Annotated in this window: 22 protein-coding genes; 14 read left to right on the top strand and 8 right to left on the bottom strand. The window is 69.4% G+C overall.

Translation table 11 applies throughout. The annotated features are described in order from the left end of the window. Positions 1 to 7: 7 nt before the first annotated feature. Positions 8 to 565 carry a YceI family protein gene (locus tag ABZ345_RS11710; RefSeq protein WP_359845879.1) on the top strand — a complete coding sequence of 186 codons (558 nt, stop codon included), beginning with the start codon at positions 8 to 10 and terminating at the stop codon, positions 563 to 565. Here ABZ345_RS11710 and ABZ345_RS11705 read toward each other — a convergent pair. Next, a complete protein-coding gene (locus ABZ345_RS11705; protein ID WP_359845877.1) occupies positions 552 to 1,370 on the bottom strand; it encodes a universal stress protein in 819 nt (272 codons plus the stop codon). The two genes, ABZ345_RS11710 and ABZ345_RS11705, sit on opposite strands and share 14 nt — an antisense overlap. Positions 1,371 to 1,454: 84 nt before the next feature. Between ABZ345_RS11705 and ABZ345_RS11700 the strand changes: the two genes are divergently transcribed. The 4 genes from ABZ345_RS11700 (at position 1,455) to ABZ345_RS11685 (ending at position 3,845) form a co-directional block, all read left to right on the top strand. Continuing rightward, on the top strand, positions 1,455 to 2,105 hold the full coding sequence (locus ABZ345_RS11700) for a response regulator transcription factor (protein ID WP_359845875.1): 651 nt from the start codon (positions 1,455 to 1,457) through the stop codon (positions 2,103 to 2,105). A gap of 63 nt (positions 2,106 to 2,168) precedes the next feature. After that, positions 2,169 to 2,396, top strand: a complete 228-nt coding sequence (locus ABZ345_RS11695; RefSeq protein ID WP_359845873.1) for a hypothetical protein — start codon at positions 2,169 to 2,171, stop codon at positions 2,394 to 2,396. After that, complete coding sequence (locus tag ABZ345_RS11690; protein ID WP_359845871.1) at positions 2,389 to 2,910, top strand: sigma-70 family RNA polymerase sigma factor; 522 nt, start codon at positions 2,389 to 2,391, stop codon at positions 2,908 to 2,910. Before ABZ345_RS11695 ends, ABZ345_RS11690 begins: the two co-directional genes overlap by 8 nt. Further along, on the top strand, positions 2,907 to 3,845 hold the full coding sequence (locus tag ABZ345_RS11685; protein WP_359845868.1) for a hypothetical protein: 939 nt from the start codon (positions 2,907 to 2,909) through the stop codon (positions 3,843 to 3,845). Before ABZ345_RS11690 ends, ABZ345_RS11685 begins: the two co-directional genes overlap by 4 nt. Here the strand turns inward: ABZ345_RS11685 and ABZ345_RS11680 are convergent. Beyond that, complete coding sequence (locus ABZ345_RS11680; RefSeq protein ID WP_359846628.1) at positions 3,838 to 5,409, bottom strand: GAF domain-containing sensor histidine kinase; 1,572 nt, start codon at positions 5,407 to 5,409, stop codon at positions 3,838 to 3,840. The genes ABZ345_RS11685 and ABZ345_RS11680 overlap by 8 nt on opposite strands. Before the next feature lie 158 nt (positions 5,410 to 5,567). Between ABZ345_RS11680 and ABZ345_RS11675 the strand changes: the two genes are divergently transcribed. Continuing rightward, the gene (locus ABZ345_RS11675; protein WP_359845865.1) at positions 5,568 to 6,218 is read left to right on the top strand and encodes a hypothetical protein; all 651 of its coding nucleotides are present in this window, start codon (positions 5,568 to 5,570) and stop codon (positions 6,216 to 6,218) included. A gap of 83 nt (positions 6,219 to 6,301) precedes the next feature. Here ABZ345_RS11675 and ABZ345_RS11670 read toward each other — a convergent pair whose 3' ends face one another. From ABZ345_RS11670 to ABZ345_RS11660, 3 genes are all read right to left on the bottom strand, one after another. Beyond that, entirely contained in the window at positions 6,302 to 6,976 is a 675-nt protein-coding gene (locus ABZ345_RS11670) for a family 16 glycoside hydrolase (protein ID WP_359845862.1), read from the bottom strand. Positions 6,977 to 7,101: 125 nt separating this feature from the next. After that, the gene (locus tag ABZ345_RS11665; RefSeq protein WP_359845860.1) at positions 7,102 to 8,259 is read right to left on the bottom strand and encodes a hypothetical protein; all 1,158 of its coding nucleotides are present in this window, start codon (positions 8,257 to 8,259) and stop codon (positions 7,102 to 7,104) included. Positions 8,260 to 8,339: 80 nt separating this feature from the next. Beyond that, on the bottom strand, positions 8,340 to 8,867 hold the full coding sequence (locus tag ABZ345_RS11660) for an ABATE domain-containing protein (protein WP_359845859.1): 528 nt from the start codon (positions 8,865 to 8,867) through the stop codon (positions 8,340 to 8,342). Positions 8,868 to 8,986: 119 nt separating this feature from the next. Here ABZ345_RS11660 and ABZ345_RS11655 point away from each other — a divergent pair, with 119 nt between their 5' ends. Then, positions 8,987 to 9,421 carry a nuclear transport factor 2 family protein gene (locus ABZ345_RS11655; protein WP_359845857.1) on the top strand — a complete coding sequence of 145 codons (435 nt, stop codon included), beginning with the start codon at positions 8,987 to 8,989 and terminating at the stop codon, positions 9,419 to 9,421. Positions 9,422 to 9,426: 5 nt separating this feature from the next. After that, positions 9,427 to 10,107: an MOSC N-terminal beta barrel domain-containing protein gene (locus ABZ345_RS11650; protein WP_359845854.1), complete on the top strand. Its 681-nt coding sequence runs from the start codon at positions 9,427 to 9,429 to the stop codon at positions 10,105 to 10,107. A 237-nt stretch (positions 10,108 to 10,344) separates the two neighbouring features. Here ABZ345_RS11650 and icmF read toward each other — a convergent pair whose 3' ends face one another. Continuing rightward, entirely contained in the window at positions 10,345 to 13,551 is a 3,207-nt protein-coding gene (icmF, locus tag ABZ345_RS11645) for a fused isobutyryl-CoA mutase/GTPase IcmF (protein WP_359845852.1), read from the bottom strand. Positions 13,552 to 14,292: 741 nt separating this feature from the next. On the opposite strand from icmF, the gene ABZ345_RS11640 reads away from it, so the two are divergent. From ABZ345_RS11640 to ABZ345_RS11615, 6 genes are read left to right on the top strand one after another with little or no spacing between them, the layout of a single operon-like run. Next, positions 14,293 to 16,410, top strand: a complete 2,118-nt coding sequence (locus ABZ345_RS11640) for a hypothetical protein (protein ID WP_359845849.1) — start codon at positions 14,293 to 14,295, stop codon at positions 16,408 to 16,410. Next, entirely contained in the window at positions 16,407 to 18,461 is a 2,055-nt protein-coding gene (locus ABZ345_RS11635; protein ID WP_359845846.1) for a hypothetical protein, read from the top strand. The genes ABZ345_RS11640 and ABZ345_RS11635 overlap by 4 nt, the downstream gene beginning before the upstream one ends. Further along, entirely contained in the window at positions 18,458 to 19,855 is a 1,398-nt protein-coding gene (gene pelF / locus ABZ345_RS11630; protein ID WP_359845843.1) for a GT4 family glycosyltransferase PelF, read from the top strand. Before ABZ345_RS11635 ends, pelF begins: the two co-directional genes overlap by 4 nt. Next, positions 19,852 to 21,159 (top strand): hypothetical protein, encoded by a 1,308-nt coding sequence (locus ABZ345_RS11625; protein ID WP_359845840.1) that lies wholly within the window; start codon positions 19,852 to 19,854, stop codon positions 21,157 to 21,159. Before pelF ends, ABZ345_RS11625 begins: the two co-directional genes overlap by 4 nt. 15 nt (positions 21,160 to 21,174) lie before the next feature. After that, positions 21,175 to 21,909, top strand: a complete 735-nt coding sequence (locus ABZ345_RS11620) for a sugar phosphate nucleotidyltransferase (protein ID WP_359845837.1) — start codon at positions 21,175 to 21,177, stop codon at positions 21,907 to 21,909. Then, complete coding sequence (locus ABZ345_RS11615) at positions 21,906 to 22,805, top strand: NAD(P)-dependent oxidoreductase (RefSeq protein ID WP_359845834.1); 900 nt, start codon at positions 21,906 to 21,908, stop codon at positions 22,803 to 22,805. The genes ABZ345_RS11620 and ABZ345_RS11615 overlap by 4 nt, the downstream gene beginning before the upstream one ends. A 59-nt stretch (positions 22,806 to 22,864) precedes the next feature. Here ABZ345_RS11615 and ABZ345_RS11610 read toward each other — a convergent pair whose 3' ends face one another. Further along, positions 22,865 to 23,806 (bottom strand): NAD-dependent epimerase/dehydratase family protein, encoded by a 942-nt coding sequence (locus ABZ345_RS11610; protein WP_359845832.1) that lies wholly within the window; start codon positions 23,804 to 23,806, stop codon positions 22,865 to 22,867. Then, positions 23,803 to 25,116 carry a nucleotide sugar dehydrogenase gene (locus ABZ345_RS11605; protein ID WP_359845829.1) on the bottom strand — a complete coding sequence of 438 codons (1,314 nt, stop codon included), beginning with the start codon at positions 25,114 to 25,116 and terminating at the stop codon, positions 23,803 to 23,805. The genes ABZ345_RS11610 and ABZ345_RS11605 overlap by 4 nt, the downstream gene beginning before the upstream one ends. Between the last annotated feature and the right edge of the window lie 2 nt (positions 25,117 to 25,118).

Raw genomic sequence — 25,118 nt, 5'->3', positions numbered from 1 at the left:
GAGCACCATGACCACCGCTACCAACCTCTCCGCACTGACCGGCGACTACGTCATCGACGGCTCGCACTCCCGCATCGGCTTCGTCGCACGCCACGCGATGGTCACCAAGGTTCGCGGTGCGTTCAACGAGTTCGACGGCAAGATCTCGATCGACGGTGACAAGCCGGAGAACACCACCGCCCAGGTGACCCTGAAGGTCGCGAGCATCGACACCCGCAACGCGCAGCGCGACGGCCACCTCGCCACCAACGACTTCCTCGACGCCGAGAACCACCCGGAGATCACGTTCGTCTCGACCTCGGCCGAGCAGGTCGACGACGACAACTTCGAGATCACCGGTGACCTCACCATCAAGGGCGTCACGAAGAGCATCACGATCCCGTTCGCCTTCGAGGGCGTGGCCGTCGACCCGTACGGCCAGACCCGCGTGGGCTTCGAGGGCTCGCACACGATCAACCGCAAGGACTACGGCGTCACCTGGAACGCCGCCCTCGAGACCGGCGGCGTGCTGGTGAGCGAGAAGGTCGTCCTCGAGTTCGAGATCTCCGCGGTCAAGCAGGCCTGACGACGGCCACCGGGCACGGGGCGTGGTAGATCAGGGCCTGCGAGGTAGACCCGAGCAGCATCCCGGCGAATCCGCCACGCCCCCGTGAACCCACCACGAGGAGTCCGGCCCGTTCCCCCAGTTCCAGCAGCAACGGGATCGGCCGCTCCCCGACGACCATCTGTTCCACCGCGACGTCCGGGTACTTCTCCAGCCACCCGGACATTCGCGTGCTCAGAAGCTTCGACTGCTCGTCGATGTGGGCCATCGCCGCCGTCAGCGGCGCTTCTCTCGCTGCCGCCTCGTCGAACGCGAAGCCGATGGCCGGGTCCGACTCGGGCGAGAGGTCGACGCCCACCACCACGGGCCCCTCGTGCTGCGGTGTTCGATTCTTTGGGCATCGCACCACCACTACGGGACACTCACCGTGCTGTGAGAGCGCAACAGCCGTTGAGCCCACTAACGCTCCGGTGAACCCGCCCAGTCCGTGCGACCCCACCACGACTTCTCGCGCGCGTGCCGACTCCGCGAGCAACACGGGCGTGGGGTGTTCCATTCGGAGGTCGTGCTCCACCGGCACGTCAGGCGCCTCCGACCGTGCGACCGCAACGGCCTGAGACAGCCACATCCGCCCTTGGTCGTACATCGCCGACCGCAGCTCACGCGCCGATGAGATGACCTCGGGATACCCGCGCGTCGGCAACGTGTACGCGTGCACCAGCCGCAACGGCGCTTCGTGCAGCGCACACTCCCGAGCCGCCCACGCCACCGCAGCCAGCGCGGACGAGGAACCGTCGACTCCGACGACAACGGGAAGACTGCTCATGATCTCAAACTAGGCCCAAACGTTGTAGCGAGCCGCGTGCCGATGGTCCCCTCCTTCCAGAGTCTTTGGGCTACCGTGACCTCCATGGCGACGCGCGTTTTCCTCGTCGACGACCACGAGATAGTCCGCCGCGGCATCGCGGACCTGCTCGGCGAGGAGTCCGATCTGGAAGTGGTCGGTGACGCCGCGTCGGTCGCGGAGGCCCTGGCCAAGGTGCCGACCGCAGGGGCCGACGTGGCGGTGCTCGACATCAGGCTCCCCGACGGCAACGGCATCGAACTGTGCCGCGAGCTGCGCAGCCGCATCCCGGGCCTGCAGTGCCTGATGCTGACGAGCTTCGCGGACGACGAGGCCCTGTTCGACGCGATCATGGCGGGCGCCTCGGGCTTCGTGCTCAAGCAGATCCTGGGCGCCGACCTGGTCAACGCCGTCCGCACGGTCGCCGCGGGCCAGTCGTTGCTGGACGCCCGCACCACCTCCGCGCTGCTGAACCGCATCCGCCGCGAACGCGAGGAGGGCGACCCGCTGCGCATGCTCAGCGAGCAGGAGCGCACGGTGCTCGACCTCATCGGCGAGGGCCTGACGAACCGGCAGATCGCCGAGCGGATGTTCCTCGCGGAGAAGACCGTCAAGAACTACGTCTCGCACCTGCTGGCGAAGCTCGGCATGCAGCGCCGCACGCAGGCCGCGGTGTTCGCCTCGCAGTTCCGCAAGGACGGCGAGAAGCCCCGCTAACCCTTTCGAGTGAACCGAATCGAGACGGTTCACGACACGCCGTCACGCGGCCCCCTACACCCCATGAACCCCACGATGATCGCTCTGGTGAGCGGGCTGGGTGTCGAGGCGCTGGCGGTAGTCGCCCTCGCGCTGCGCTTGTGGCACCAGGCGAAGCGGGACAGACATCGGCAGGACGTCCTCAGCCAGCTGACGAAGTGCCTGCCCTCCGCCGGGACGCTGGAGCTGCACGACCTCCGCGACGACGGCAGCCAGCTCCGGTTGCGCATCACCCGGGACGGCGATGTCTGAACACCACACCACCTCGCCGCCATCCACGTGGTCCGGCGGCACCGGGTTCGACGACTTCTACCTCACGCACTTCAAACCGCTGACGGTCTTCCTGTTGATGCACGGTGCGACGCTGACCGAGGCCAACGACGTCGCCCAGGACACGATGATCGAAGCCCACAGGTCCTGGCACCGCATCGGCTCCCCCAAGGCCTGGGCGCACAGCACGGCGTCGCGGACGCTCGCGCGCAGGCGGTTCGCGGCCGTCGAGGACCTGGTCGCCGACCCGCCCGAATCGGCACCCCCGTTGTGCGGCACCGACATCGAGCAATGGGAACAACGCCACGACGTCCTTGACCTACTGGCCGGGTTGCCGGAGCGGCAACGGCAGGTCATGGCCTGGACGCAGGCCGGGTTCAGCCCGAAGGAGATCGCGGAGCAGCTCGGCATCAGCTCCGAAGCGGTCCGCGCGAGCCTGATGAAGGCTCGTCAGACGCTGAGTAGGCGACTGCGGCGGGACGGAGGGGACCGATGACCGCCGACGCCCTCGACGGCTGGCTGACCGGGCAACTGGCGTCCCTGAACAGCGCGCTCGACGACGTGCTCGACCTGAACCGCGGCCTCGCGGACGCCAAACTGCCCCAGGTTCTGGACGGCCTCGTGGTCGCTCTCGACGACGTGCTCGACCTCGACGCCGGACTCACTCGAATCCTGCCTCTACCGGCGGTGGGACTCCCCGTGCAGCCGACCGGCGAGTTCTCGGTCTTCGCCGATGATCTGGCCGGACTGCCCGCCGAGGCACGACTCGCGGTACGCACGTGGATGTCGACGGACCTGCTCGCCGCGGCGAAAGAACTCACCGTCGTCGTGCTGCGCGCACATGCTCTCGCCGGCTACGTCTCCCGTCCCGAGGAGTTCGCCCGTCTCCGCAACATCGCCGTGCTGGAGGCCCAGGGCATCGTTGCCGACTTCGAGCCCGACGACCCACCGGGGCGCGCCCTGCAGCTCGACACGGTCGAGTTCGTGCACACGCTCAAGAGAGCGCCGGGGTACAACAGCCGGGTGGCGCTGCACGCCCACAGTCTCGCCGAGCGCTTCAGCCGAGCATTGTCCGTTCTGCTGTTCAACGTGTCCCGGCACACCCGCGACGACACCAGGACCGCCCCCTTCGAGCACGGTTTCCTCAGCGCCGTCCACACCCTCGACCTTCACGACATCGCCGCGCTCACTTCCCTGCACCGAGCACTCAGCCGGATGCTCAACGCACTGACCAGCATGGTCGGAGCCGACCTCACCTCGGCCGACCTGCAGGGCGTCCCACTCGTCGGCGTGCGCTGGTCCACCAGCACGCGCTGGCCGAGTGACTGGCGGGGCTGGGTGCGGGACAACTCCGCTGAAGTCCTCCCCGGTGTGTTCGAGATCCAGCGGGGCAGGATCGACGTCGACAGCCTCAGCCGCGTGACTACGTGACCGGGAGCGGCACCCGCCACACCACGCACGCGCCGCCGCCCTCAGCCGTCTGAACCGCGAGCGTGCCCCCGAACTTCGCGGCACGGCTCGCCAGGTTGCGCAGCCCGCTGCGCGCCGCGTCCGGCGGGATTCCGGCTCCGTTGTCCTGCACGGTGATCACGACGTCGTCGCCGGCGTCGATGAGCACGGTCAGTTCGGTCGCGGACGCGTGCCGGACGGCGTTCGTGACGGCCTCGCGCACCACTGCCTCGACGTGCTCGGCGAGTTCGGGCGGCACGGAGTTGTCGACGGTGCCGGACATGCGCACGGCGGGCGAGAGGTGCGTGGCCTCGGTCAGGCCCGCCACCAGGTCCAGGAGCCGGCGGCGCAGTGAGGTGTTGTCGGTCGAGTGCAGGTCGAAGATGGACGTGCGGATCTCGCGGACCGTCTCGTCTAGCTGTTCGACGGCCGTCTGCAGGCGGGCCGCCACCTCGGGCTCGGTGATGCGGCGCATGGTCGCCTGCAGGGTCAGGCCGGTGACGAAAAGGCGCTGGATGACGTGGTCGTGCAGGTCGCGGGCGATGCGGTCGCGGTCTTCTAGCACGTCGAGCAGCCGTTGCGAGCGTTGCTGCTCGGCGAACTCCAGCGCGACGGCCGCCTGGTCCGCGAACGACGCCAGCACCGGCACCTGGTCGGGCAGGAAGCGCGTCTCGCCGCCGCGGCGCAGCACGACCAGGGCGCCCGTGACGCCCGTGCCGGAGCGCAGCGGGACGGCCAGCGCGGGGCCGAACGCCGAGCCCAGGTCGTCCACGAGCAGAGGGATGCCGGAGCGGATCACCTCGTCGACGGCGTAGTCGGCGGCGTTGAAGTCGTCGATCTTCACGCCCGCGCTGGCCGCCACGGACAGCGGCATGTCGCGGCCGTCGCCCAGCACGACCAGTGCCGAGTCGGCGCCGGCCAGCTCGACGGTGCGCTGGGTGATCAGGCGCAGCGCGTACTCGCCGGACGCGCCGCCCAGCAGCTCGGAGTTGACCTCGCCGATCGCCTCCAGCCACCGTTCGCGCATCCGGGACCGCTCGAACAGCCGGGCGTTCTCGATCGCGATGCCCGCGGCGGCCGCCAGTGCCTGCAGAACGGCCTCGTCGTCGGCGGTGAACTCCGTCGCGCCGATCTTCTCGGTCATGTAGAGGTTGCCGAACACCTCGTCGCGCACGCGGACGGGCACCCCGAGGAAGCTGTGCATCGGCGGGTGGTTGGGTGGGAAGCCGACCGACATGTCGTGCTGGCTGAGGTCGCGCAGCCGCAACGGGGTCGGGTCCTTGATCAGCAGCCCGAGCAGGCCCTTGCCCTCGGGCAGGTGGCCCATGGAGGCACGCGTCCGTTCGTCCACGCCCACGTAGACGAACTCGGACAGGTCGTCCCGCGTGCCGAGGACGCCCAGCGCGCCGTAGCGGGCTCCGACGAGGTCGACGGCGGCCTGGACGATGCGCTGCAACGTCGAGTCGAGCTCCAGGCCGGACGCGACGGCGAGAACGGCGCCGAGGAGCTCCTGCATGTGGTCGCGGGTGGTCACCATCTCGTCCATGCGGTCTCGCACCTCGTCGAGCAGCTCATCGAGGTCGCGGCGGCCGGGCGCGTCAGACACGCCGACTAGATTCGCACATTTTCGGGCATCGCACGGCCCTAGCAAGTGGGGACCTAAGACCGTGGCCTCTCCGCCGCCTCGCCCGGACAGTGGTGAGCATGACCATCGCCGTGCCCGACTCACTCGGACTAGCGGGTGAGGACGTACGCGGCGTCCTTGCGCTCGCGAGAGCCTCGGCCCCGAACATCCGGTTCGACGTGCGCCCCGAGCAGATCGAGCTGCACACCACCACCCCGCACAGCAGGGACACGCGGCTCGACTGCGGGGTCGCGCTGCTCAACGTGCGGCTGGCCCTGCAGGGTCACGGCATCCGTCCACTCGTGACGCTGCTGCCCGGCCCGACCGCCCACGACGCCGCCGCGGCCGTGCGGCTCGGCGGGTACCAGGAACCGAGCCCGGACGTGCTGGCGTTGCTGCACGCGTTGCGCACGCACCGTCGCACGTGGACGACGTTTCCCGAACTGGCGTCCTGGCGCGGGCTCCTGGCGCGTGCGGCCGAAGTGGAGCGGGCGTGGCTGCACGTCAAGAACAGCACCGAGCTGGTGCTGTGCACGTTCAACCAGGGGGCCGCGGCGGAAATCCGTGCGGGGCAAGCGATGCAACGCGTCATGCTCACCGCGGGGACGGTGGGCTTCGCCGTCTCTCCCGCCATGGACCCGATCAGCCTGTCCGCGTTGCGCGCGGACCTGCGCCCGTGCCTCGGCAACACGCTGGTGCCGCAGATGGTTCTGCGACTGGGCGCGGGATAGAGGCCGTGCCCGTCCCTTGTCGCGCGGGGGTCGGATGACTCGCGGCGCGGGACGGGCACGGCATCCCTCTACCCAGGGCTCAACTACGTGGTGATGAACTTCGTCGGGTCGGCGACCGGGGACTCGACCACGAGGTCCTTGTACTGGTCCTCGATGCCCTTGTTGTGGATCTGGATCGCCAGCGGCGCCTCACGGCCCGCGGGTTCCTTCTTGTCCTCGAACTTCAGGACCTCGGTCGCCTTGCACTTGGTGGCGCCGTCGGGCAGCGGGCAGCACGCCATGCGGGCGACCCCCGTGTCACCGTTGGCGAGGATCTCGCACTGCGCCCACTTCTTCACGTCGATGCTGGGGTGCGGGTACTTGGTGAAGAGCTTGCCGCCGCCGTTGTTGTGGCCGACCCGGTAGTCCCACGCGCCGCCGTTCGGTGGCTGGAACTGGATGGCGCCGAGGCCGTTCAGCGGAGGCGTCTGGATCTTGCCCCAGATCAGCACGGTCGGTTTGTGGTTGCCGGAGATCTGGCGCACCTTGAAGATCCAGCGGAAGTTCTTGTACTGCTGCTTGTTGTAGTAGATCCAGCCGCGCGTGGTGTCCTTCTTGCTGGCGATCGCGCCGTCCTTCACGACGAACGCGTCCTTGGCGTGCATGGTCCAGCCGTCGAGCGTCTTGCCGTCGAAGATGGGCACTAGCACGGGATCCGCGGCCTGTGCCGGCGTCGTGCCGGCGACGAGCGCCAGCACGAAGGCAGCGACTATCCACAATGGACGACGAAACATTTGTTACCGTCCTCGGCTCCGAGGTTTTTCGGCAGCGACGGTGAACCCACCGTAGAACCGAGACATCGGAGCAGTCAACGGAATCGCGTGTTTCTGAAAACGGACAAACCCTAGCGGACCAGTATCGCCCTCCAGAGCAGCCGGGCCAATTCGGGGTGGCAGATGTCGTTGTGGGCACCGGCGATCCCGTCGATGCGGCGAATCACCGAGGTGCAGTCGACGTTGTGCACCTGTCCCCTGGACAGCTCACCAGGAGATCCGATGTTGTGCCCGTGCGCGTAGGTGCCCTGGACACCGTGCGAGCCGAGGCCGCCGTACTTCGGGTACTCGTCGAGGTCGACCTGGCGGCCCGACCTCGCCGCGAGCGGGTAGAACCGGCCGATGGCGTAGTCGTGCGAGGAGGTCGTGACGACGATCGGGCCCGGCACGCGGCCGAGCACGCCGCGGAAGTAGCCGGAGCCGGACTCGCCGGGCAGCCGTTCCGCGAACGACCAGAGCGACATCGCGCCCTGCACCAGGGTCAGCGTCGCGGCGGGCACGACGTTCGCCATCGCGGTCGCGGTGATGCAGCCGAAGCTGTGACCCATCAGGTGGATGCGCGCGTTCGGGGCGGCCTGGGCCACCTCGCGGGCGATCCTCGCCGCCCCGCTCTCGCCGAACACCTTGGCGCGGCGCTTCATCTTCCAGAACGTCAGGATCCGCAACGGCGACAGGATCCCGCCCAGCGCCGGGTCCTCCAGGCACGCCCGGTAGAGCTGCTCGGCGTCGAACGGCATGCCGTCCTCGCCCGGCAGGTCCGGGACCGAGCTCTCCAGGTAGTCGTAGGCCTGCTTGACCGCGGCCGACATCCGGCACGGATGTTCCCGCGCGGCCTGGACGATCGTGCGCACCGCGGCGGTGCGCCCGGCACCTCCCCCGAGGCGCCCGGCCTGAGCCTTGATGAAGTCGTCGGAACGGACGTCCTCGTCGCCCCAGGCCTTCGACGGCCAGTGCAGGCCGACGAGCAACGACTTGAAGCCGCCGGAAAGCCCGTGTGCGGCCTCACGTTCCGCCCGGCAGCCGGCCATCGTCGCGACCCACTGCCCGTACTGCTCACGGGCGGCCGCCACGTCGCCGTTCCACCCGTGGATGAAGAAGAACACGTCGGTGACGTCGCGGCGGGCGTCGTACAGGACGTCCGCGCTGTCGCGCCCCCGCTCGTTGCCGGTCTCGTCGAAGCAGACGAGGTGATAGCTGATGTCGTGGCCTGGCACGGATTCTCGGGACATCGCGGATCACCACCACACAAAGCGCGCCCTACTGTTCTCCGGTTATCGGAACTGAGGCGGCTCATGGTTAGCCCTGGCGATCAGGAAAACCCGTTCGGACCAGGGGATTCACCCCGATTGCGCCGGTAGTGTCGGGCCGCGCGGACCCTGTTGCCACACGATGGCGAGCACCATTCGCGGCGCGGGTGGTCCTTCACGAAGTACAGCACGCAGCCCGGCGCATAACAGGCGCGCAACAGAACCCGGTTCTCGCCGGTGAACAGGTCCACCGCCTCCGCGGCGATCGAGGCTCGCTCCCTGTCGGCGAGGGAGCCCTCACTTTCGTTGTCCCGCACCAGCTTCCCGTCGCGCACGGTCAGCTGCGGCCACTGCCTCGCACTCCTGGCGGCACGGTTCACCTCGGCCACGGCGCGCTCCAGGTCACGATCCTGCGCGACCGCACGCGTGTCCTCGGTGAGCACGCCGGCGAGGTCGCGGAGTGCCTGCCGGAGCGCGCGGAACGCCTCGAGGTCGGCCTCATCTGCCGGCACACCCAAGAAGTCGCGAAGTCCACCGACCGTGGTCAGGTCGTCGTGCACCTGCGACCGGTTGGCCCAGATGGTGTTCATCAGCAGGACCGGACGGGGTTCGTCGGGCGTCAGCACGTCTAACGGTAACACAGGCTTGCATCCGTTAGACACTCGTTCTAACGTTTGCAGCGTCGCCCAACCGTTGGAAGGACTGCCCCGTGAACCTCGTCCCCCCGTTCGACGCCGCCACGGCCCGCCTGAAGGTGCGGGCCGCCCAGGACGCCTGGAACACCCGCGACCCACAGCGCGTGGCGGCCGCGTACACGCCGGACTCGGTGTGGCGCAACAGGTCCGAGTTCGTCCGCGGTACCGACGAGATCGTCGCTTTCCTGACGAAGAAGTGGGAGCGCGAGCACGAGTACGTGCTGCGCAAGTCGCTGTGGGCGTTCGGCGACGACCGGATCGCCGTGCGCTTCCAGTACGAGTGGCACGACGACGAGGGCCAGTGGTGGCGCAGCTACGGCAACGAGAACTGGGAGTTCGCTCCGTCCGGCCTGATGTCGCGGCGCGAGGCGAGCATCAACGACGTGCGGATCGCTCTCGAAGACCGCCGCATCGACCCCGAGTCGACCTACGAGATCCCGACGGAGTAGCTGAGATGCACGTTGAAGCGTTGTGGCGCTATCCGGTGAAGTCGCTCGGCGGCGAACCGCTCCGGGAAGCCGAGTTCACCCGTGACGGCGTGGCGGGCGATCGGCTCGTGCACGTCCAGGGCCCGCGCGGCGTCCTGACCGGACGTACCCGCTACGGCCTGCTCACGATCCCGGCGACCACCGGTCCGGACGGCCCTCTCGTGGATGGACATCCTTGGGACAGCTGGGAGGCACACGCCCTGGTGCTCCCCCACGGCGGCAGGCTGACCCGCTACACCGGCCCGGAACGGTTCGACGTGCTCAACGTCCTCGTGGCCACCGACGGTCAGGTCGCGGCGGCCGGGGTCGACGTCCGGCGGCTGCGGCCCAACATCCTCATCGGCGGCGTCGAGCCAGGCGAGGAGGACAGCTGGCCCGGCCACGCGCTGGTGGTCGGGGACGTGGTGATCGGCATGTTCAAGAAGCGTTCGCGGTGTGTCGTCACGACCATCGACCCCGACACCGGCGCGCAGGACCTCGACGTGCACCGGCGGATCCGGCACGAGTTCGGCGGCGTGCTGTGCCTGGACAGCTGGGTGATCGAGCCGGGCACGGTCAGCGTGGGTGACGCGGTGGAGGTGGTGCCGACCGACGAGCTGCCCGAGCACATCGGCGGGTGGATCGTCGGCCGGCCCTACGCGGTCTGACGGCGGACTACAGGGAGCGGATGTCCTCCGTGCGGGAAGAACGTGGTAGCCGCAGCTGAGGCTGGCGCACTGGCCAGGCCCTGGTTCGTGGTGGTGTCGAAGGGTGCCGCGGCGGCGACCATCTGCTCCTCGGCAGTGCCGGGCGACGCGTTTACCGGCAGGTGCGACGTGATCGCGAAGCGCGTTGGCAGCCCTTGCTGCCAACGCGCTCAGCGTGCCGTCCTGCCGTTGGTATGTCTAGATGTTGCGCCGGTACTGGCCGCCCACCTCGAAGAACGCCTCGGTGATCTGACCGAGCGTGCACACGCGCGCCGCATCCATCAGCACCGCGAACACGTTCTCGTTGGTCTGCGCCACTTCCCGCAACCGGGCCAGGGCCTTCTCCGCCTCGTCCCGGTGCGCCGCCTGGTACGCACGCGTGCGCTCGACCTGCGAGGACTTCTCCTCCTCCGTGGCGCGGGCGAGCTCGATCTTCACGATCTCGCGCTCGCCGCCCTCGGGGAGGAAGGTGTTGACGCCGATCAGCGGCAGCGAGCCGTCGTGCTTGCGCTGTTCGTAGAGCATCGACTCGTCCTGGATGCGGCCGCGCTGGTAGCCGGTCTCCATCGCGCCGAGCACGCCGCCGCGTTCGGAGATGCGGTCGAACTCCGTCAGCACGGCCTCTTCGACCAGGTCGGTCAGCTCGTCGATGACGAACGAGCCCTGGAGCGGGTTCTCGTTCGCGGACAGGCCCCACTCCTTGTTGATGATCATCTGGATGGCCATCGCGCGGCGGACGGACGACTCCGTGGGGGTGGTGATCGCCTCGTCGTACGCGTTGGTGTGCAAGGAGTTGCAGTTGTCGTACAAGGCACAGAGAGCTTGCAGGGTCGTGCGGATGTCGTTGAAGTCCATCTCCTGCGCGTGCAGCGAACGGCCCGACGTCTGCACGTGGTACTTGAACTTCTGCGAACGTTCGGAGGCGCCGTAGCGGTCGCGCATGGCCACGGCCCAGATCCTGCGGGCCACGCGGCCGATCACGCTGTACTCGGCGTCCATGCCGTTGGAGAAGAAGAACGACAGGTTCGGCGCGAAGTCGTCGATGTTCATGCCGCGCGCCAGGTACGACTCGACGTAGGTGAAACCGTTGGCCAAGGTGAAAGCGAGCTGCGAGATGGGGTTCGCCCCGGCCTCGGCGATGTGGTAGCCGGAGATCGACACCGAGTAGAAGTTGCGCACCTGCTGCTGGATGAACCACTCCTGGATGTCCGCCATCATGCGCAGCGAGAACTCCGTGGAGAAGATGCAGGTGTTCTGGCCCTGGTCCTCCTTGAGGATGTCGGCCTGCACGGTGCCGCGGACGTTGGCCAGCGCAAACCGGCGCAACTGCTCGTACTCCTCAGCCGAAGGCTCGCGGTCGTGCTCGGAACGGAACTTCGTCACCTGCTGGTCGATCACGGTGTTCAGGAAGTACGCGAGGATCGTCGGCGCCGGGCCGTTGATCGTCATCGACACCGACGTCGTCGGCGCGACGAGGTCGAAGCCGTCGTAGAGCGCCTTCATGTCGTCGAGCGACGCGATCGAGACACCGGACGTGCCGATCTTGCCGTAGACGTCCGGCGGGGTGTCGGGGTCGCGGCCGTAGAGCGTGACCGAGTCGAACGCGGTCGACAGGCGCGTGGCCGGGTTGCCGCTCGACAGGTACTTGAAGCGGCGGTTGGTGCGGAACGCGTCGCCCTCACCCGCGAACATGCGCGCCGGGTCCTCGCCCTCGCGCTTGAACGGGAAAACGCCCGCCGTGTAGGGGAAGAAGCCCGGCAGGTTCTCCTTGCGCAGGAACCGCAGCAGCGAGCCCTCGTCGTCGTAGCGCGGCAGACTCACGCGGCGGACCTGGTTGCCGGACAACGTCTCCCGCGTCAGCCTGGTGTGGATCTCCTTGTCCCGCACCTTGAACACGAGCTCGTCGCCGCTGTACTGCTCACGGGTCGCGGGCCACTGCTCGAGCAGGTCCTGGGTGTCGCGGCCGACCTTGCGCTCAGCGGCCGAGGCCAGTTCCGCGATGTCCTCGACACCCTTTCCGGCTGCCTCCAGCGCCTTCTGCGCGGCGGTCAGCTGGGTGTGCGTGCGGACCGCCTCGACCTGCTCGTCGGTCTTGCGGTGGTAGCCGCGCACGGTGTCGGCGATGTCGGACAGGTAGCGCGCGCGGGAGGCGGGCACGACCGTGGACGCTGACGTCGAGGTCTTGCCGTTGACCGTCGCGAGAGAGCCTTCTTCGACCGCCAGGCCGTGCGAGACCAGGCCGTCACGCAGGAACTGGTAGAGCGCGGTGACGCCGTCGTCGTTGAACGTCGCGGCGGACGTGCCGAAGACCGGCATGTCCTCCCACTTCGCACCGAACGCCTCGCGGTTGCGGACCATCTGCCGTGCCACGTCACGACGGGCGTCCTCGGCCCCGCGGCGCTCGAACTTGTTGATCGCCACGGCATCCGCGTAGTCGAGCATGTCGATCTTCTCGAGCTGCGACGCGGCACCGAACTCCGGCGTCATCACGTACAGCGAGAAGTCCACGAACGGCACGATGGCCGCGTCGCCCTGACCGATACCGGGCGTCTCGACGATGACCAGGTCCGCGCCAGACGCCTTGCACGCCTTGATGGCCTGCTCCAGGCCGTCCGGGATCTCACTTCCCGCACGGCGCGTGGCCAGCGAACGGAAGAACACCCGGTCGCCGTCGAGGCAGTTCATCCGGATGCGGTCGCCGAGCAGCGCACCGCCACCACGGCGCCGCGTCGGGTCGACCGCGAGGACCGCGATGCGCAGCTTGTCCTGCTGGTCGAGCCGGAACCGGCGCACCAGCTCGTCGGTCAGCGACGACTTGCCCGAGCCGCCGGTGCCGGTGATGCCGAGCACCGGAACCTTGCGCGTGGTGTCCACGTCGACGGCCTGACCGGCCTCGATGTGCGTGATCGCCCGCGCCAGCGCCTCGTCCGCGCCGGTGAGCAGCGCGTCGTGGCTGAACGGCTCGGTGAGCGCGTGGTCGCACTCCTCGATCATCAGGTTGATCATCCGGGCGAGGCCGAGCGACTGACCGTCATGCGGCGAGAAGATGCGCGCGACCCCGCGGGAGTGCAGCAGCTCGATCTCCTCGGGGACGATGACTCCGCCACCGCCGCCGTAGACCCGGATGTGCCCGGCGCCGCGCTCGTTGAGCAACTCCACCAGGTACGAGAAGTACTCGACGTGCCCACCCTGGTACGCGCTGATGGCGACGCCCTGGACGTCCTCCTGGATCGCGGCGTTCACGACCTCCGCGACCGACCGGTTGTGGCCGAGGTGGATGACCTCCGCGCCCTGCGACTGCAGGATGCGCCGCATGATGTTGATCGCCGCGTCGTGCCCGTCGAACAGGCTGGACGCCGTCACGAAGCGGACCGGGTTCGCCGGTCGGTGCAGAGGGGTCGCCATGGGAATAGTTTGACTTCCTACTATCGGACGTGCAACCGAGGGTGGTTCACGTCTCTGAATCGAGCACGAACCCGCCGGGTACCCACTGTCCACGAGCCGTCTCGACGGCCGGTCGAGCGGGGTCTGACCGAGCAGAGGGACAGCGGCGGCGTGCCACCACCGCGGCGACGCAGGCGGAGCCCAGCGCCAACTATTCCATTTTGCCGCGAAATCGAAACCGCGCCGATCCGAACAATGTGCGCACCACACACCTTTAGCTAAAATACCAAGGGTACGAATGTTTCGGTTTTGTCCGTGCCTGGTGGCGGCGATGTATCCGTGCGCAGTGCACCGAACAAACAGGGGCTAAAGTCCTGAAAACATTCCCAATTGATCAGATCACCACCCATCCGAACCAGCCAACGTGGGCATCTCACCTGCCTATACGTTAGCCCGTTCGGGCCCTAACGTTGCTCCGTGAATTTCCTGGATATCGCACGAATTGAGGTACCGGAGACCGGGGATGTCGTCTTATCTTTTCTTCGCGCCGACCAGGGGAGGTCAAATGCGCAAGCCCGTCTGACACCGTCCGCTGACGGCTCCGCCGCCGCTACGGGATTCACTCCACCACGTCGAACCGAACTCTGCGCACGTCAGGGCACCCTCTCGGCCGGTTTGCCGCGAGGGCGGTACCACACGTGCCCAATTGCCGAGGAAATCGCGGGAGACGCGAGTTCCGAGGTTCCAGGGGAGGAACACATCATGGGGAAGTCACGCAGGAAGTGGCTCGCGTCCGCCACCGCCGCGCTGGTCGTGGTGGCGCTGACCACCGGCTCGCCGCCCGCGGGAGCGGAGCAGAGCGACAGACACGCGTCTGGCACCCAGCACAGACACGGCCTCATCCGTGGCGACGTGGCCAGACCGCAACCGCCGGCACCGCCCCGCCTCGAGGTGCGCAACGGCCCGGTCCGGCCGAGCGCGGCCGTGTCGCCCGCGGCCGTCACGGACCAAGTCGCGCTGCGGCCGCTGGTGATCGCGCTGGACTCGGCCGACTTCGGCCTCTCGACCTGGAAGGCCGTCCTCGACCGCATCGGCACGCCGTACGACGTGCTGACCGCGAGCACCGAGCAGCTGACCGCCGCGCGGCTGGTGCGGCCGGGCGGCGCAGGCCGGTACAGCGCGGTGCTGCTCACCGACAACGCGCTGCTGCAGCCCGACGGCTCCGGCGGGTACGTCAGCGCGTTCGACGCGGCGGAATGGCAGGTGCTCTGGAACTACGAGCGCACGTACCGGGTTCGTCAGGTCTCGCTCTACACCTCGTGGGGCACCTTCCCCGAGGACTACTGCCTGCGCCCCGGTGTTGAGGGCGGTATCGGCGGCAGCGGCCTGCAAGCGACGCTGACACCCGCGGGCCGGGGTCTCTTCGACCGCCTGGCGGCCGGCACGACCGTGCCCGTCACGTATTCCTACGTGTACCGGTCGACGCTCGCGGCCGGGTGCGCCGCGCAGCCGGTGCTGATGGCGGGCGACCACGTGCTCGGTGTGCTCAGCACGTCCGCCGACGGGCGTGAGCGGGCCGCGCTGACCTTCTCCTCCAACGAGTTCCTGCCGCAGACCGACATGCTGGGCTACGGGCTCGTGCGCTGGGCGACCCGCGGCGTGTTCACGGGCGAGCTGCGGCACTGGATCAACGCCGACGTCGACGACTGGTTCAACACCAGCGACCACCTGTACCCGGACGGCCACCTGGAGACCGATCCCGGCTTCCGGCTGAGCGGACCCGAGGCCGCGGCGGTCAACACGCAGCAGGTCGCACTTCGCTCCGGCTACCCCACCGCCGCGGGCTTCACCCTGAACCTGCCCTACAACGGCGGCGACCTGACCCCGGCCGCGCCCGCGCAGTGCTCCGCGACCGGCACACCGGACGCGCTCACCAGCTACTCGAAGTGCCTCGCCGGCAGCTTCCGGTGGGTCAACCACACGGTGACGCATCCGGAGATGAACTTCACCGACTACGCCACGAGCCGGCGGGAGATCGTGGACAACCTCACGATCGCGAGGCAGGCCGGACTGACCGTGCCGGGCGACGTGCTCAAGACCCCCGCGTACTCCGGGCTCGGGGTGTTCAACCCGGATCCGGGCGCACCGGACACCGAACCGCCGACCGACTTCGGGCTGTCGTCGTCCAACCCGGCCCTGCTGACCGCAGCCAGGGACTCCGGCGTCCGCTACCTGCACGGCAACATGTCGTTCCCGAGTCACAAGCCGTCGTGCTTCAACTGCGGCGTCCGCCACCCGCTGCGGCCGGAGCTGCTCGTCGTGCCGGACTGGCCGACCAACATCGGCTACCAGGTGACCACGCCCGCCGAGGAGACGTTGCTCTACAACAGTCTCTACGGCCCCAACGGCAGGTTCCCCTACTACGACCACGACCTGAGCTACCCCGAGCTGCTCAGCTACGAGTCCGAGGTCGCGCTGCAGCACGTGATGAGCGGGTCGGCGTACAGCCACACGCTGCACCAGGGCAACCTGCGCCAGTTCTCCCCCGGCCGCAGCCTGACCTTCGACCTGCTGCGCACGGTCGTCGACAGGTACGGCGCCCGGTTCGCGGTACCGCTGCGCAACCCCGACTGGCCCGCGCTCGCGCGCTACGTCGAGGCCCGCACCAGCCACTTCGCCGAGATCCGCGGCGGTGCGGACGCGGTGTGGGACAAGAGCACCAACACCGTCACCCGCACCAGCACCACGACCGGTTCGCTGTTCCTCACCGGCGTGACCCACCCGGCGGGCACCGTCGACCGCTACGGCGCCGACACCATCACCCGCCTGCCGATCACCGCGGGCACCACCGTCGTCGCCACGGCGGTGCCCAGGCCATGACGTCCAAAGTGGTCGCTCCGCTCCTGGCGGCCATCGCGCTCGTCATCACGACGATCACGGTGCTCAGCCCGCCCGTCACCGACCGGGCGGGCGGAGCACCCGATCAAGCGGCACCGGTGCCCTATCTCTTGCCCGTCAAGCGGTTCGTGCCGGTGCGCGTGGACCGGCAGCCGGCCGGCGGCGGGCGGCGCGGCGACGTCGTGGCGTTGCGGCAGCTGGTGATCGCGACCGGCCAGGACGACTTCGCCCTGGCCACCTGGAGGTCCGTGCTGGACACCATCGGCACTCCCTACGACGTGCTGCAGGCCGGTACCGAGCCGCTGACACCCGACAGGCTGGTCCGGCCGGACGGCACGGGCCGCTACAACGCGGTGCTGCTCACGAACGGCGCACTGCTGCACGCCAAACCGGACGGGAACTACGCGAGTGCGTTCGACCAGGGACAGTGGAACGTCCTGTGGGACTACGAACGTGCCTACGGCGTCCGGCAGGTGTCGCTGAACACCTCCCCCGGCACCGAGCCGGAGGACCTCTGCCTGCGCGCGGGTGGCGAAGAGGAAGTGGGCGCCGAGGGGGTCGGGATGGCGCTGTCGCCCGACGGCAGCGCCGTCTTCGACCACCTCAGGCCGGACGCGCGGATTCTCCTCACCCGGTCGTACGCGCACTGGGCGAGGCTCGCGCCCGGCTGTGCGGCGACGCCACTGCTGACCGCCGGTGACGCGGTGGCCGGGGTGCGCAGCCGGTCGGCGGACGGCAGGGAACGCCTCGCCCTGACGTTCTCGGCCGGACCGGAGGACGTGGCCACGCTGCTGCTCGGTCCCGGGCTCGTGCGGTGGGCCACCCGCGGTGTGCTGCTCGGCGAGCAGCGGCACTGGTTCACCGTCGACGTCGACGACTGGTTCAACTCGACCACCCGCAAGCGCGTCGACGGCGTCACCGACATGTTCCGGCTCAGCGGCGACGACGCGAAGGCCACGAGCGCGCAGCAACGTGCGCTCCGCATGCGCTACCCGGTGGCCGCCGACTTCACGCTCACGTTGCCCTACAACGGAAGCAGGTTCAGGACGGACGACTCGCTGAGCACCGTCTCCCAGGAGCTGGTGCGGGAGTTCCGCTGGGTCAACCACACCGCGACCCACCCGCAGCTCAACCACACGCCCTACGACGTCAACCGGGCCGAGATCGCCGAGAACCTCGCGATCGGCGCGGAGGCGGGTCTGCCCGTTCCCGCGGAGGTGCTCAAGACACCGGAGTACTCAGGACTCGGTGTGTACACACCGGATCCGGACTCGACCGACACGCCCACCGACTTCGGGCTGGCCGGGTCGAACAGGGCGATGCTCGACGCCGCGCACGACCTCGGCGTGAAGTACGTGCAGGGCAACATGTCCTTCGCCGGGCATCGGCCGAAGTGCGTCAACTGCGGGGTTTACCACCCGTTGCGGCCCGAGATTCTCGTCGTGCCCGACTGGCCGACCAACATCGCCTTCGAGGCCACCACGCCCGAGGAGCAGACCGCGCTCTACGACGAGGAGTACGGCCGCGCCGGCAAGGCTCCGGACCACCTCGACCACGACCTGACCTACGAGCAGGCGCTCGACGCCGAGGCCGAGGTGGCGGTGCGTCACCTGATGAGGGGATCGGTGTACGCGCACACGTTGCACCAGGGCAACTTGCGCGAGTACACGCCGGGCCGGTCCCTCACGTTCGACTGGGTCACCGCCACGGTGGCGAAGTACGCGGCGCTGTACCGGGTTCCGCTGCTGTGCCCGGACTGGCTGACGCTGGCCAGGTACGTGGAGGCCAGAACCGCCCACTTCGCGGCACTCGCGTCCGGGCAGGACGCGGTGTGGGACCGCGGTAGCGGCGCGATCAGCTACGTGCCGGGAGCCGGCGGCACGCTCTTGTTCACCGGGGTTCAGCAGCGTCCGGTGACGGAGGCCGACCGGTCGAGCGCCGACGAGAGCGACACCTACGGCGCGGACACCGTGGCGCGGGTCGGTCTGGCGGAGGGCCGGACCGTGGTGCTGATGGCGAGTCCACGACCATGACCGCACTCGACGTCGCCCTCGTCTCCGAGGGGTGTTACCCGTTCCACCCCGGCGGTGTGAGCCTGTGGTGCGACCAGCTGATCCGCGGCATGCCCGACTTCCGGTTCACCACCGTCGCGCTGACCGTGGACGGCACCGAGCGGCCGTGGTGGCCCGCTCCCGCCAACCTCGCCGAGGTGGTGACCATGCCGTTGTGGGGTAGACGTCCCCGGCGGGCGCGACGCAGGCCCGCCGGGTTCGCTGTGGCGCACGAGGACTTCCTGAGGTCGTTCCTCCCCTACACCGACAGCAGTCCCGAGGCGTTGCTGTCGGCGTTGCGCCGGATCTTCCTGCTGGCCCAGACCTCGGACGTGGGCGCGGCGCTGACGTCCGACGACTCGGTGGAACGGCTGATCCGCGCCGTGCACGACTGCGGCGAGGGGCCGATCTCGTTGCGGGACGCCGTGATCGCGACGGATCTGCTCGAACACTCGCTGCGGCCGCTGTCGTACCCGCCGATCAACGTCGACGTGTGTCACCTGGCGATGAACGGGTTGAGCGCGTTGGTCGGCATGGCGGGCAAGTGGGCTCACGGCACGCCGATGATGATGTCCGAGCACGGCGTGTACCTGCGCGAACGATATCTCGGCGCGGTCGGCGAGTCGCTGGCGCTGCCCGCCAAGGTCGTGCTGCTGGGCTTTCACCGCGCACTGGCGGGAGCGGCCTACCGCGCCTGCGACATGCTCACCCCGCACTCGGACTACAACCGGCGCTGGCAGCTGCACAGCGGCGCCGACCCCAGTCGCATGTGGACGATGTACAACGGCATCGACCCGGCGAAGTTCCCGCTGGCGCAAGGGGAACCGGACGTGCCGACGATCGTGTTCGTCGGCCGGATCGATCCGCTCAAGGACCTGCACACGTTGATCAGGGCGTTCGGCGAGGTCCGCCGCGCGTTGCCGCAGGCGCGGCTGCGGGTGTTCGGTCCGGTGCCTGAGGCCAACAAGGACTACCACGCGAGCTGCGTGCGGCTGATGGACCAGCTCGGGCTGACCGGCAGCGCGGCGTTCGAGGGACTGGTGCCGAGCCAGGTGGACGCCTATCACGCCGGGCACATCGTCGCGCTGACCAGTGTGTCGGAAGGGTTTCCGTTCACCGTCGTCGAGGCGATGTCGACCGGGCGCCCGCCGGTGTGCACCGACGTCGGCGGGGTGAGCGAGGCCGTCGCCGACGCGGGGTTGGTGGTGCCACCGCGCGACCACGAGGCCGTCGCACGGGCCTGCGTCACGCTGCTCACCGACAACGGCTTGCGGCACAGGCTCGGTGGCCTGGCCCGGCAGCGGGTGATCGACCGGTTCACGGTGCAGCGGTGGAACGACAGCTACCGCGAACGGTACGCGGAGCTGATCCGATGATCCTCGACGAGCTGGTGGCCCGCGTCGCCGGGCAGCTGCCGGACCCGGTGGACGAGCTGCAGGTGGCGGCGTTGCTGGAAAGCCAGGGAGTCACCGACCAGGTCGCCGTCGACTCCTACGGGCTCACGAACGTGTTCGCGCTCGGGCGGACGGTGTTCGAACGGCTGCCGCGCGGCAGTGTCGTGCCCGAGCGCGAGATCCAGCGGACCAGCTGGCCACACGCTTTGCGCGGGCTGTTGTACCTCGCGCCGACGACCGCGTTCCCGGCCGTGGTGGACGTGCTCGGTGGTCCGGCGGCGGTGCGGGCCATGGTGATCGCGACCGCGGTGAGCTGGGTGTGGGGGTCGGGCGCGAGCGCCGTGGCCCACCAGTTGCTGGCCAGAGGAGCGGACGCCACGGCGGCTCGGCTGTTGCGGCTGCTCGCTGTGGCCGGAGTGGCGATCGCGGGCCTCACCGCGTTGACGTCCGGCTGGCAGTCCGCGCTGTTCGTGTCAGCTCTGGCGTGCCTCCAGCTCTCCATCGGTGTGCTCCTGTTCCACCGCAAGGAGATCGTCCTCGTCACCGCGGTGGTGCCGGCGACCGCGGGTGGAGTGATCTATCTGGTGTGGGCGGTCACCGGGATCGTGCTGGCGCTGGGCGGTGCCACCGTGCTGCTCGCCGCCGTGGGGGCGTGGCGTGCCGGGCGCGACGCGCGCGACACCGGTGGAGTGCGCATGCCCAGTGCACGCACGCTCATCGCCGCCGCAGTGCCCAGTGCGGTGTACGCGGCGTTGTGCGCGGCGTTGTTGCTGTACACGGATTCCCGCTACGTGCTCGGCGCACTCGACCTGGCTGTCGCCGCCGCGCCACTCGTGCTCGGCATGGGAGTGGTCGAGTGGCGTGCCCAGCGGTTCTTCGAGCTGGCGTCGGAGGAGCTGCATCGGTGCGCGGTGCCCGCGGAGTTCCGGAAAGCGTTGTGGCGCATGCTCGTGCGGGAGCTCGGCGGGTGCCTGGTGGCACTCGGTTCCGCCGCCGTGGTGCTGCTCGTGGCGCTGCGGTCGTCAGGGGTGCTCACCCTGCCCGGTGCCCTGCTGATCGACGGGCACGTCCTGCTCGGCGGGGCGTTCTTCCTGGGGTTCGTGCTCGTCCGGACCGCGGCGGCGGCGACCGCGCCGGTGATCGTGTCCGGTGTCCTGCTCGGCAGCGTCGTGGCGGCGGGGCCGGCCGATCCCGTGCCGGTGTTCCTGGTCGCCACCGCCGCGTTGTCGTTGCTCTTGCTCGTGGCGCTCCGCGGGAGCGTCGGACAGGTTCGCCACTACCGATGAGGAAGTGATCTCCACATGCATGCGGTGATACTCGCCGGCGGCAGAGGAGTGCGACTGCGGCCGTACACCACGGCGCTGCCCAAACCCCTGGTCCCGATCGGCGAGGAGTACGCGATCCTCGACATCATCCTGCAGCAGCTCGGAACGCGGGGTTTCGACCGGGTGACGCTCGCGATCGGGCACCTGGGCTCGCTCATCCGCGCGTTCGTCGGCGACGGGTCCCGGTGGAAGCTCAGAGTCGACTACTCGGAGGAGAAGGCTCCGCTGTCCACCATCGGGCCGTTGCTCAACTTCGTCGACCTGCTGCCCGAGCACTTCCTCGTGATGAACGGGGACGTGCTGACCAATCTCGACTACACGGCTCTGATGGAGCACCACATCGCCTGCGGCGCTCCGCTGACCGTGGCGACCTACCAGCGGAAGGTGAAGATCGACTTCGGCACGCTGTCCGCCGAACAGGGGCGAATCGTCAACTTCGTCGAGAAGCCGGAGCTCTACTACGGCGTGAGCATGGGCGTGTACGCGATGTCCCGCAAGACACTCACCCCGTATCCGCGCAACGTCCCTTTTGGACTGGACGACCTCGTGCTCGACCTGCTCGACCGCGGTGAGGAGCCGGCCGCCTACGAGTTCGGCGGGTACTGGCTCGACATCGGCAGGCCCGACGACTACGACGAGGCCAACCGGAACTTCGAACGGCTGCGGCCGGTGCTGTTGCCCGGCGCCGCGCGACAGGACGTGATGTCGTGACCGTGCTGCTGTTCGGCGCGTCCGGCTATCTCGGCCGGGCGGCGGACGAGGCGTTGCGCGGCAGGGACGCGCGGGTAGTGCGGGTCAGCAGGACCGCCGTGCACGACGACAGCTGGGTGCGTCACGACCTGGTGCGAGGTGGCATCGACGAGCTCGCCGAGCTGTTGTGGGCGGTCCGGCCCAGCGTGGTGGTCAACTGCACGGGGTTGCTCGACGGCACGACGGCGGACCTGGTCGCCGCCAACGTGACGCCGACTGCGGCTCTCGTCGACGCGATCGCGCGGACCGTGCCGTCCGCCCGGCTCGTCGCGCTCGGGTCCGCCGCCGAGTACGGACGTGTCCCCCACGGCCTGCGGGTCGCGGAGGACGCGGTGCCGGACCCGGTGTCCGCCTACGGGATCACCAAGCTCGCGAGCACGCTGCTGGTGCGGGACGCGGTGACGGCGGGACGACTGGACGGGGTGGTGCTGCGGATCTTCAACCCCATCGGCGCCGACCTGCCCGCGGGGACGGTTCTGGGCAGGGCGGCGCAGGCGATGCGGGTGGCGCTGCGGCAGGGCGACGACATCACGCTCGGCCCGCTCGACGCGTACCGCGACTTCGTCGACGTCACGGACGTGGCGGACGCGATCGCGGACGCCGCGCTGGCCACCGTGGCGCCGGAGCCGGTCCTCAACGTCGGCAGCGGCCGGGCGGTGGCGGTGCGCGACGTGGTGGCGATGCTGGCGTCGGCGGCGGGTTTCCGGGGCAGGGTGATCGAGTCCGGTCCCGCGCCGTCGCGGTCGAACGCGGTCACGTGGATCGCCGCGGACACGACCCGTGCGCAGCGCTCGCTGGGCTGGGCCCCTCACCAGGACCTGACCACGTCGGTGCGCGCGGTATGGCAACACGCCTAGCGTGTGTGATGGAGGGAGCTTTCCCGGACCTCAGGTTCGGGAAAGCTCCCTCCGTCACGTCAGGAGCGGTACCAGTCGAAGGTGCGCCGGACGCCCTCGTCCAGGGACACGCTCGGGGCGTAGCCGGTGAGGTCGCGCAGCAGGGTGAGGTCGGGGCAGCGGCGGGCGACCGATCCCGGTGGGGCAGGTGCCTTCTCCACGACCGGGGCGTGGCCCGCGATCTTGAGCACGAGCTCGGCCAGCTCGCCGATGTTCGTCTCCGCGGTGTCGTCTCCGATGTGGACGATCCGGCCGGCCGCCGCGTCCGTGCCCGTCAGCCGCACCACTGCCTCGACCGCGTCGTCCACGTAGCAGAACGCCCGGTGCTGGTCGGTGCCGTAGACGACGAACGGGTCCTCGCGCCGCAACGCCCGCAGGGACAGCTCCGGAATGACGTGGTCGGTGCCCATGCGCGGGCCGTACACGTTGTGGAAGCGCCCGACGACGACGGGAACGCCCTTCGCCCGGCCGGCGTGCACGACCGCGGCCTCGCCGAGCATCTTGCTGACCGCGTAGGCGAACCGGGGCGCCGTGACGTCCTCCACCACCAGCGGCACGGTCTCCGGCGTGGGCACCGGGACGACCCCGGTCGCGACCCCGCCCGCGTACGTCTCGCTCGTGGAGGCGAAGAACAACCGCTGCGGCGCGGTGATCCACTCCAGCGTGTTGAGCACGACGAGCGTGTTGATCCGCACCACCCGCGACGGGTCGCGTTCGACGTTGCGCACACCGACCACTGCGGCGAGCAGGTGGACGTGCTCGCAGTCGCGCGGCAGCGCGACGAACGACGCCGGGTCGGTGAGGTCCGCGGAGATCACCGGCACCCCCAGCGCGTCGAGCTCGGGATCGCGGCGACCGCGGGAGAAGTCGTCCACGACCGTCACGTCGTGCCCGTCGGCGAGCAGCCGCCGGGCGAGGTGCAGGCCGATGAAGCCCGCGCCGCCGAGAAGGAGGTGTCTCATCGTGCCACCGCCGGTTCGTAACCGAGGCCCGCGTACCGGACACCGTGCCCGGACACCGTTTTCTCGTCGAGCACCCGCCACGAGTCGTAGACGAGTCGCACCTTCGAGCCCGGCAGCAGCGCGTCGACGTCGAGATGGCGGTACTCGGGATGGTCGGTGATCACCAGCACGGCGTCCGCGGCCGCGAAACCGGTGGCGAGGTCGACAGGCGCGCCGCCGTACTGCCTGATCACGTCCTCACCGACGAGCGGGTCGTGGCCGAGCACCCGCACGCCCGCACGGGTGAAGCCGGGCATCATCGACGCGATCGGGGTACCGCGCATGTCGTCGGTGGGCGGCCAGCCCTTGTACGCCCAGCCGAGCACGAGCAGCCGCTTGCCCGCCGGTTCGCCCATCAGGGCGAGCACCCGTTCCGCGACGTGCACGGGCAGGTTCTCGTTGACCTCGCGCGCGGCCTTGATCAGCGGCGGGGTGTGACCGGCCGCGCCGGCCGCCGAGAGCAGCAGGTACGGGTCCTTCGACAGGCAGCCACCGCCGACGTAGCCGGGCTTGGCGATGTCGGGACGCGGGTAGTCGACGTTGGTCGCCCTGATCACCTCGAGCGGGTCGAGCCCGAGTCGCTCGGTCATCCTGGCCACCTCGTTGCCGAACGAGTAGATGACGTCCGTGTGGCAGTTGTTCACGAGCTTGACCAGCTCGGCGGTCTCCAGCCCGGACACCGGCACCAGCTGCGCGGACAGCCCGCCGAACAACGCGAGACCCCGCCGCAGGCTCTCGTCGTCCAGACCACCGACGACCTGCGGGAGCTCGACCAGCTCGCGCAGTGCCTGACCCTGGATCGTGCGTTCGGGAGCCATCACGAGCCGGGCCGATCCCCAGGCGTCGAGCAGCCGGGGCAGCACCACCGACCGCGTCGCGCCGACCGGAACGGTGCTGCGCACCACGACCAGCGTCCGGGGCGAGCACTTCTTCGCGATGTGCTCGGCCGCCGCCGCGAGGTTGAGCAGGTACGGGTCGCGCCCGGACTCCCCGACCGGGGTGGAGACGCAGATGACGGCCGCGTCGACGCCGGCGTCCGGCAGGTCGTGCGAGAGGAAGATGCGCCGGCCGACCCACTCCCGGAACACGTCCTCGACGCCCGGTTCGAAGATGTGCGGGCGTCCCTTCGAGAGCGTGTCGAGCAGCTCGGGCTGGGTGTCCACGCCGTGCACCTCGTAGCCGCGGCGGGCCAGCGCCGCCGCCAGCGTGAGGCCGACGTACCCCATCCCGATGATGCCCACCTGACGGATTTCCGGTTCTTCGCCTGTCACGA

This window comes from Lentzea sp. NPDC005914 (genome assembly GCF_040629405.1).
GTDB lineage: Bacteria > Actinomycetota > Actinomycetes > Mycobacteriales > Pseudonocardiaceae > Lentzea.
The sequence above is the reverse complement of the archived record's forward strand: the minus strand, read 5'-3'. Positions and strand labels throughout refer to the sequence as shown.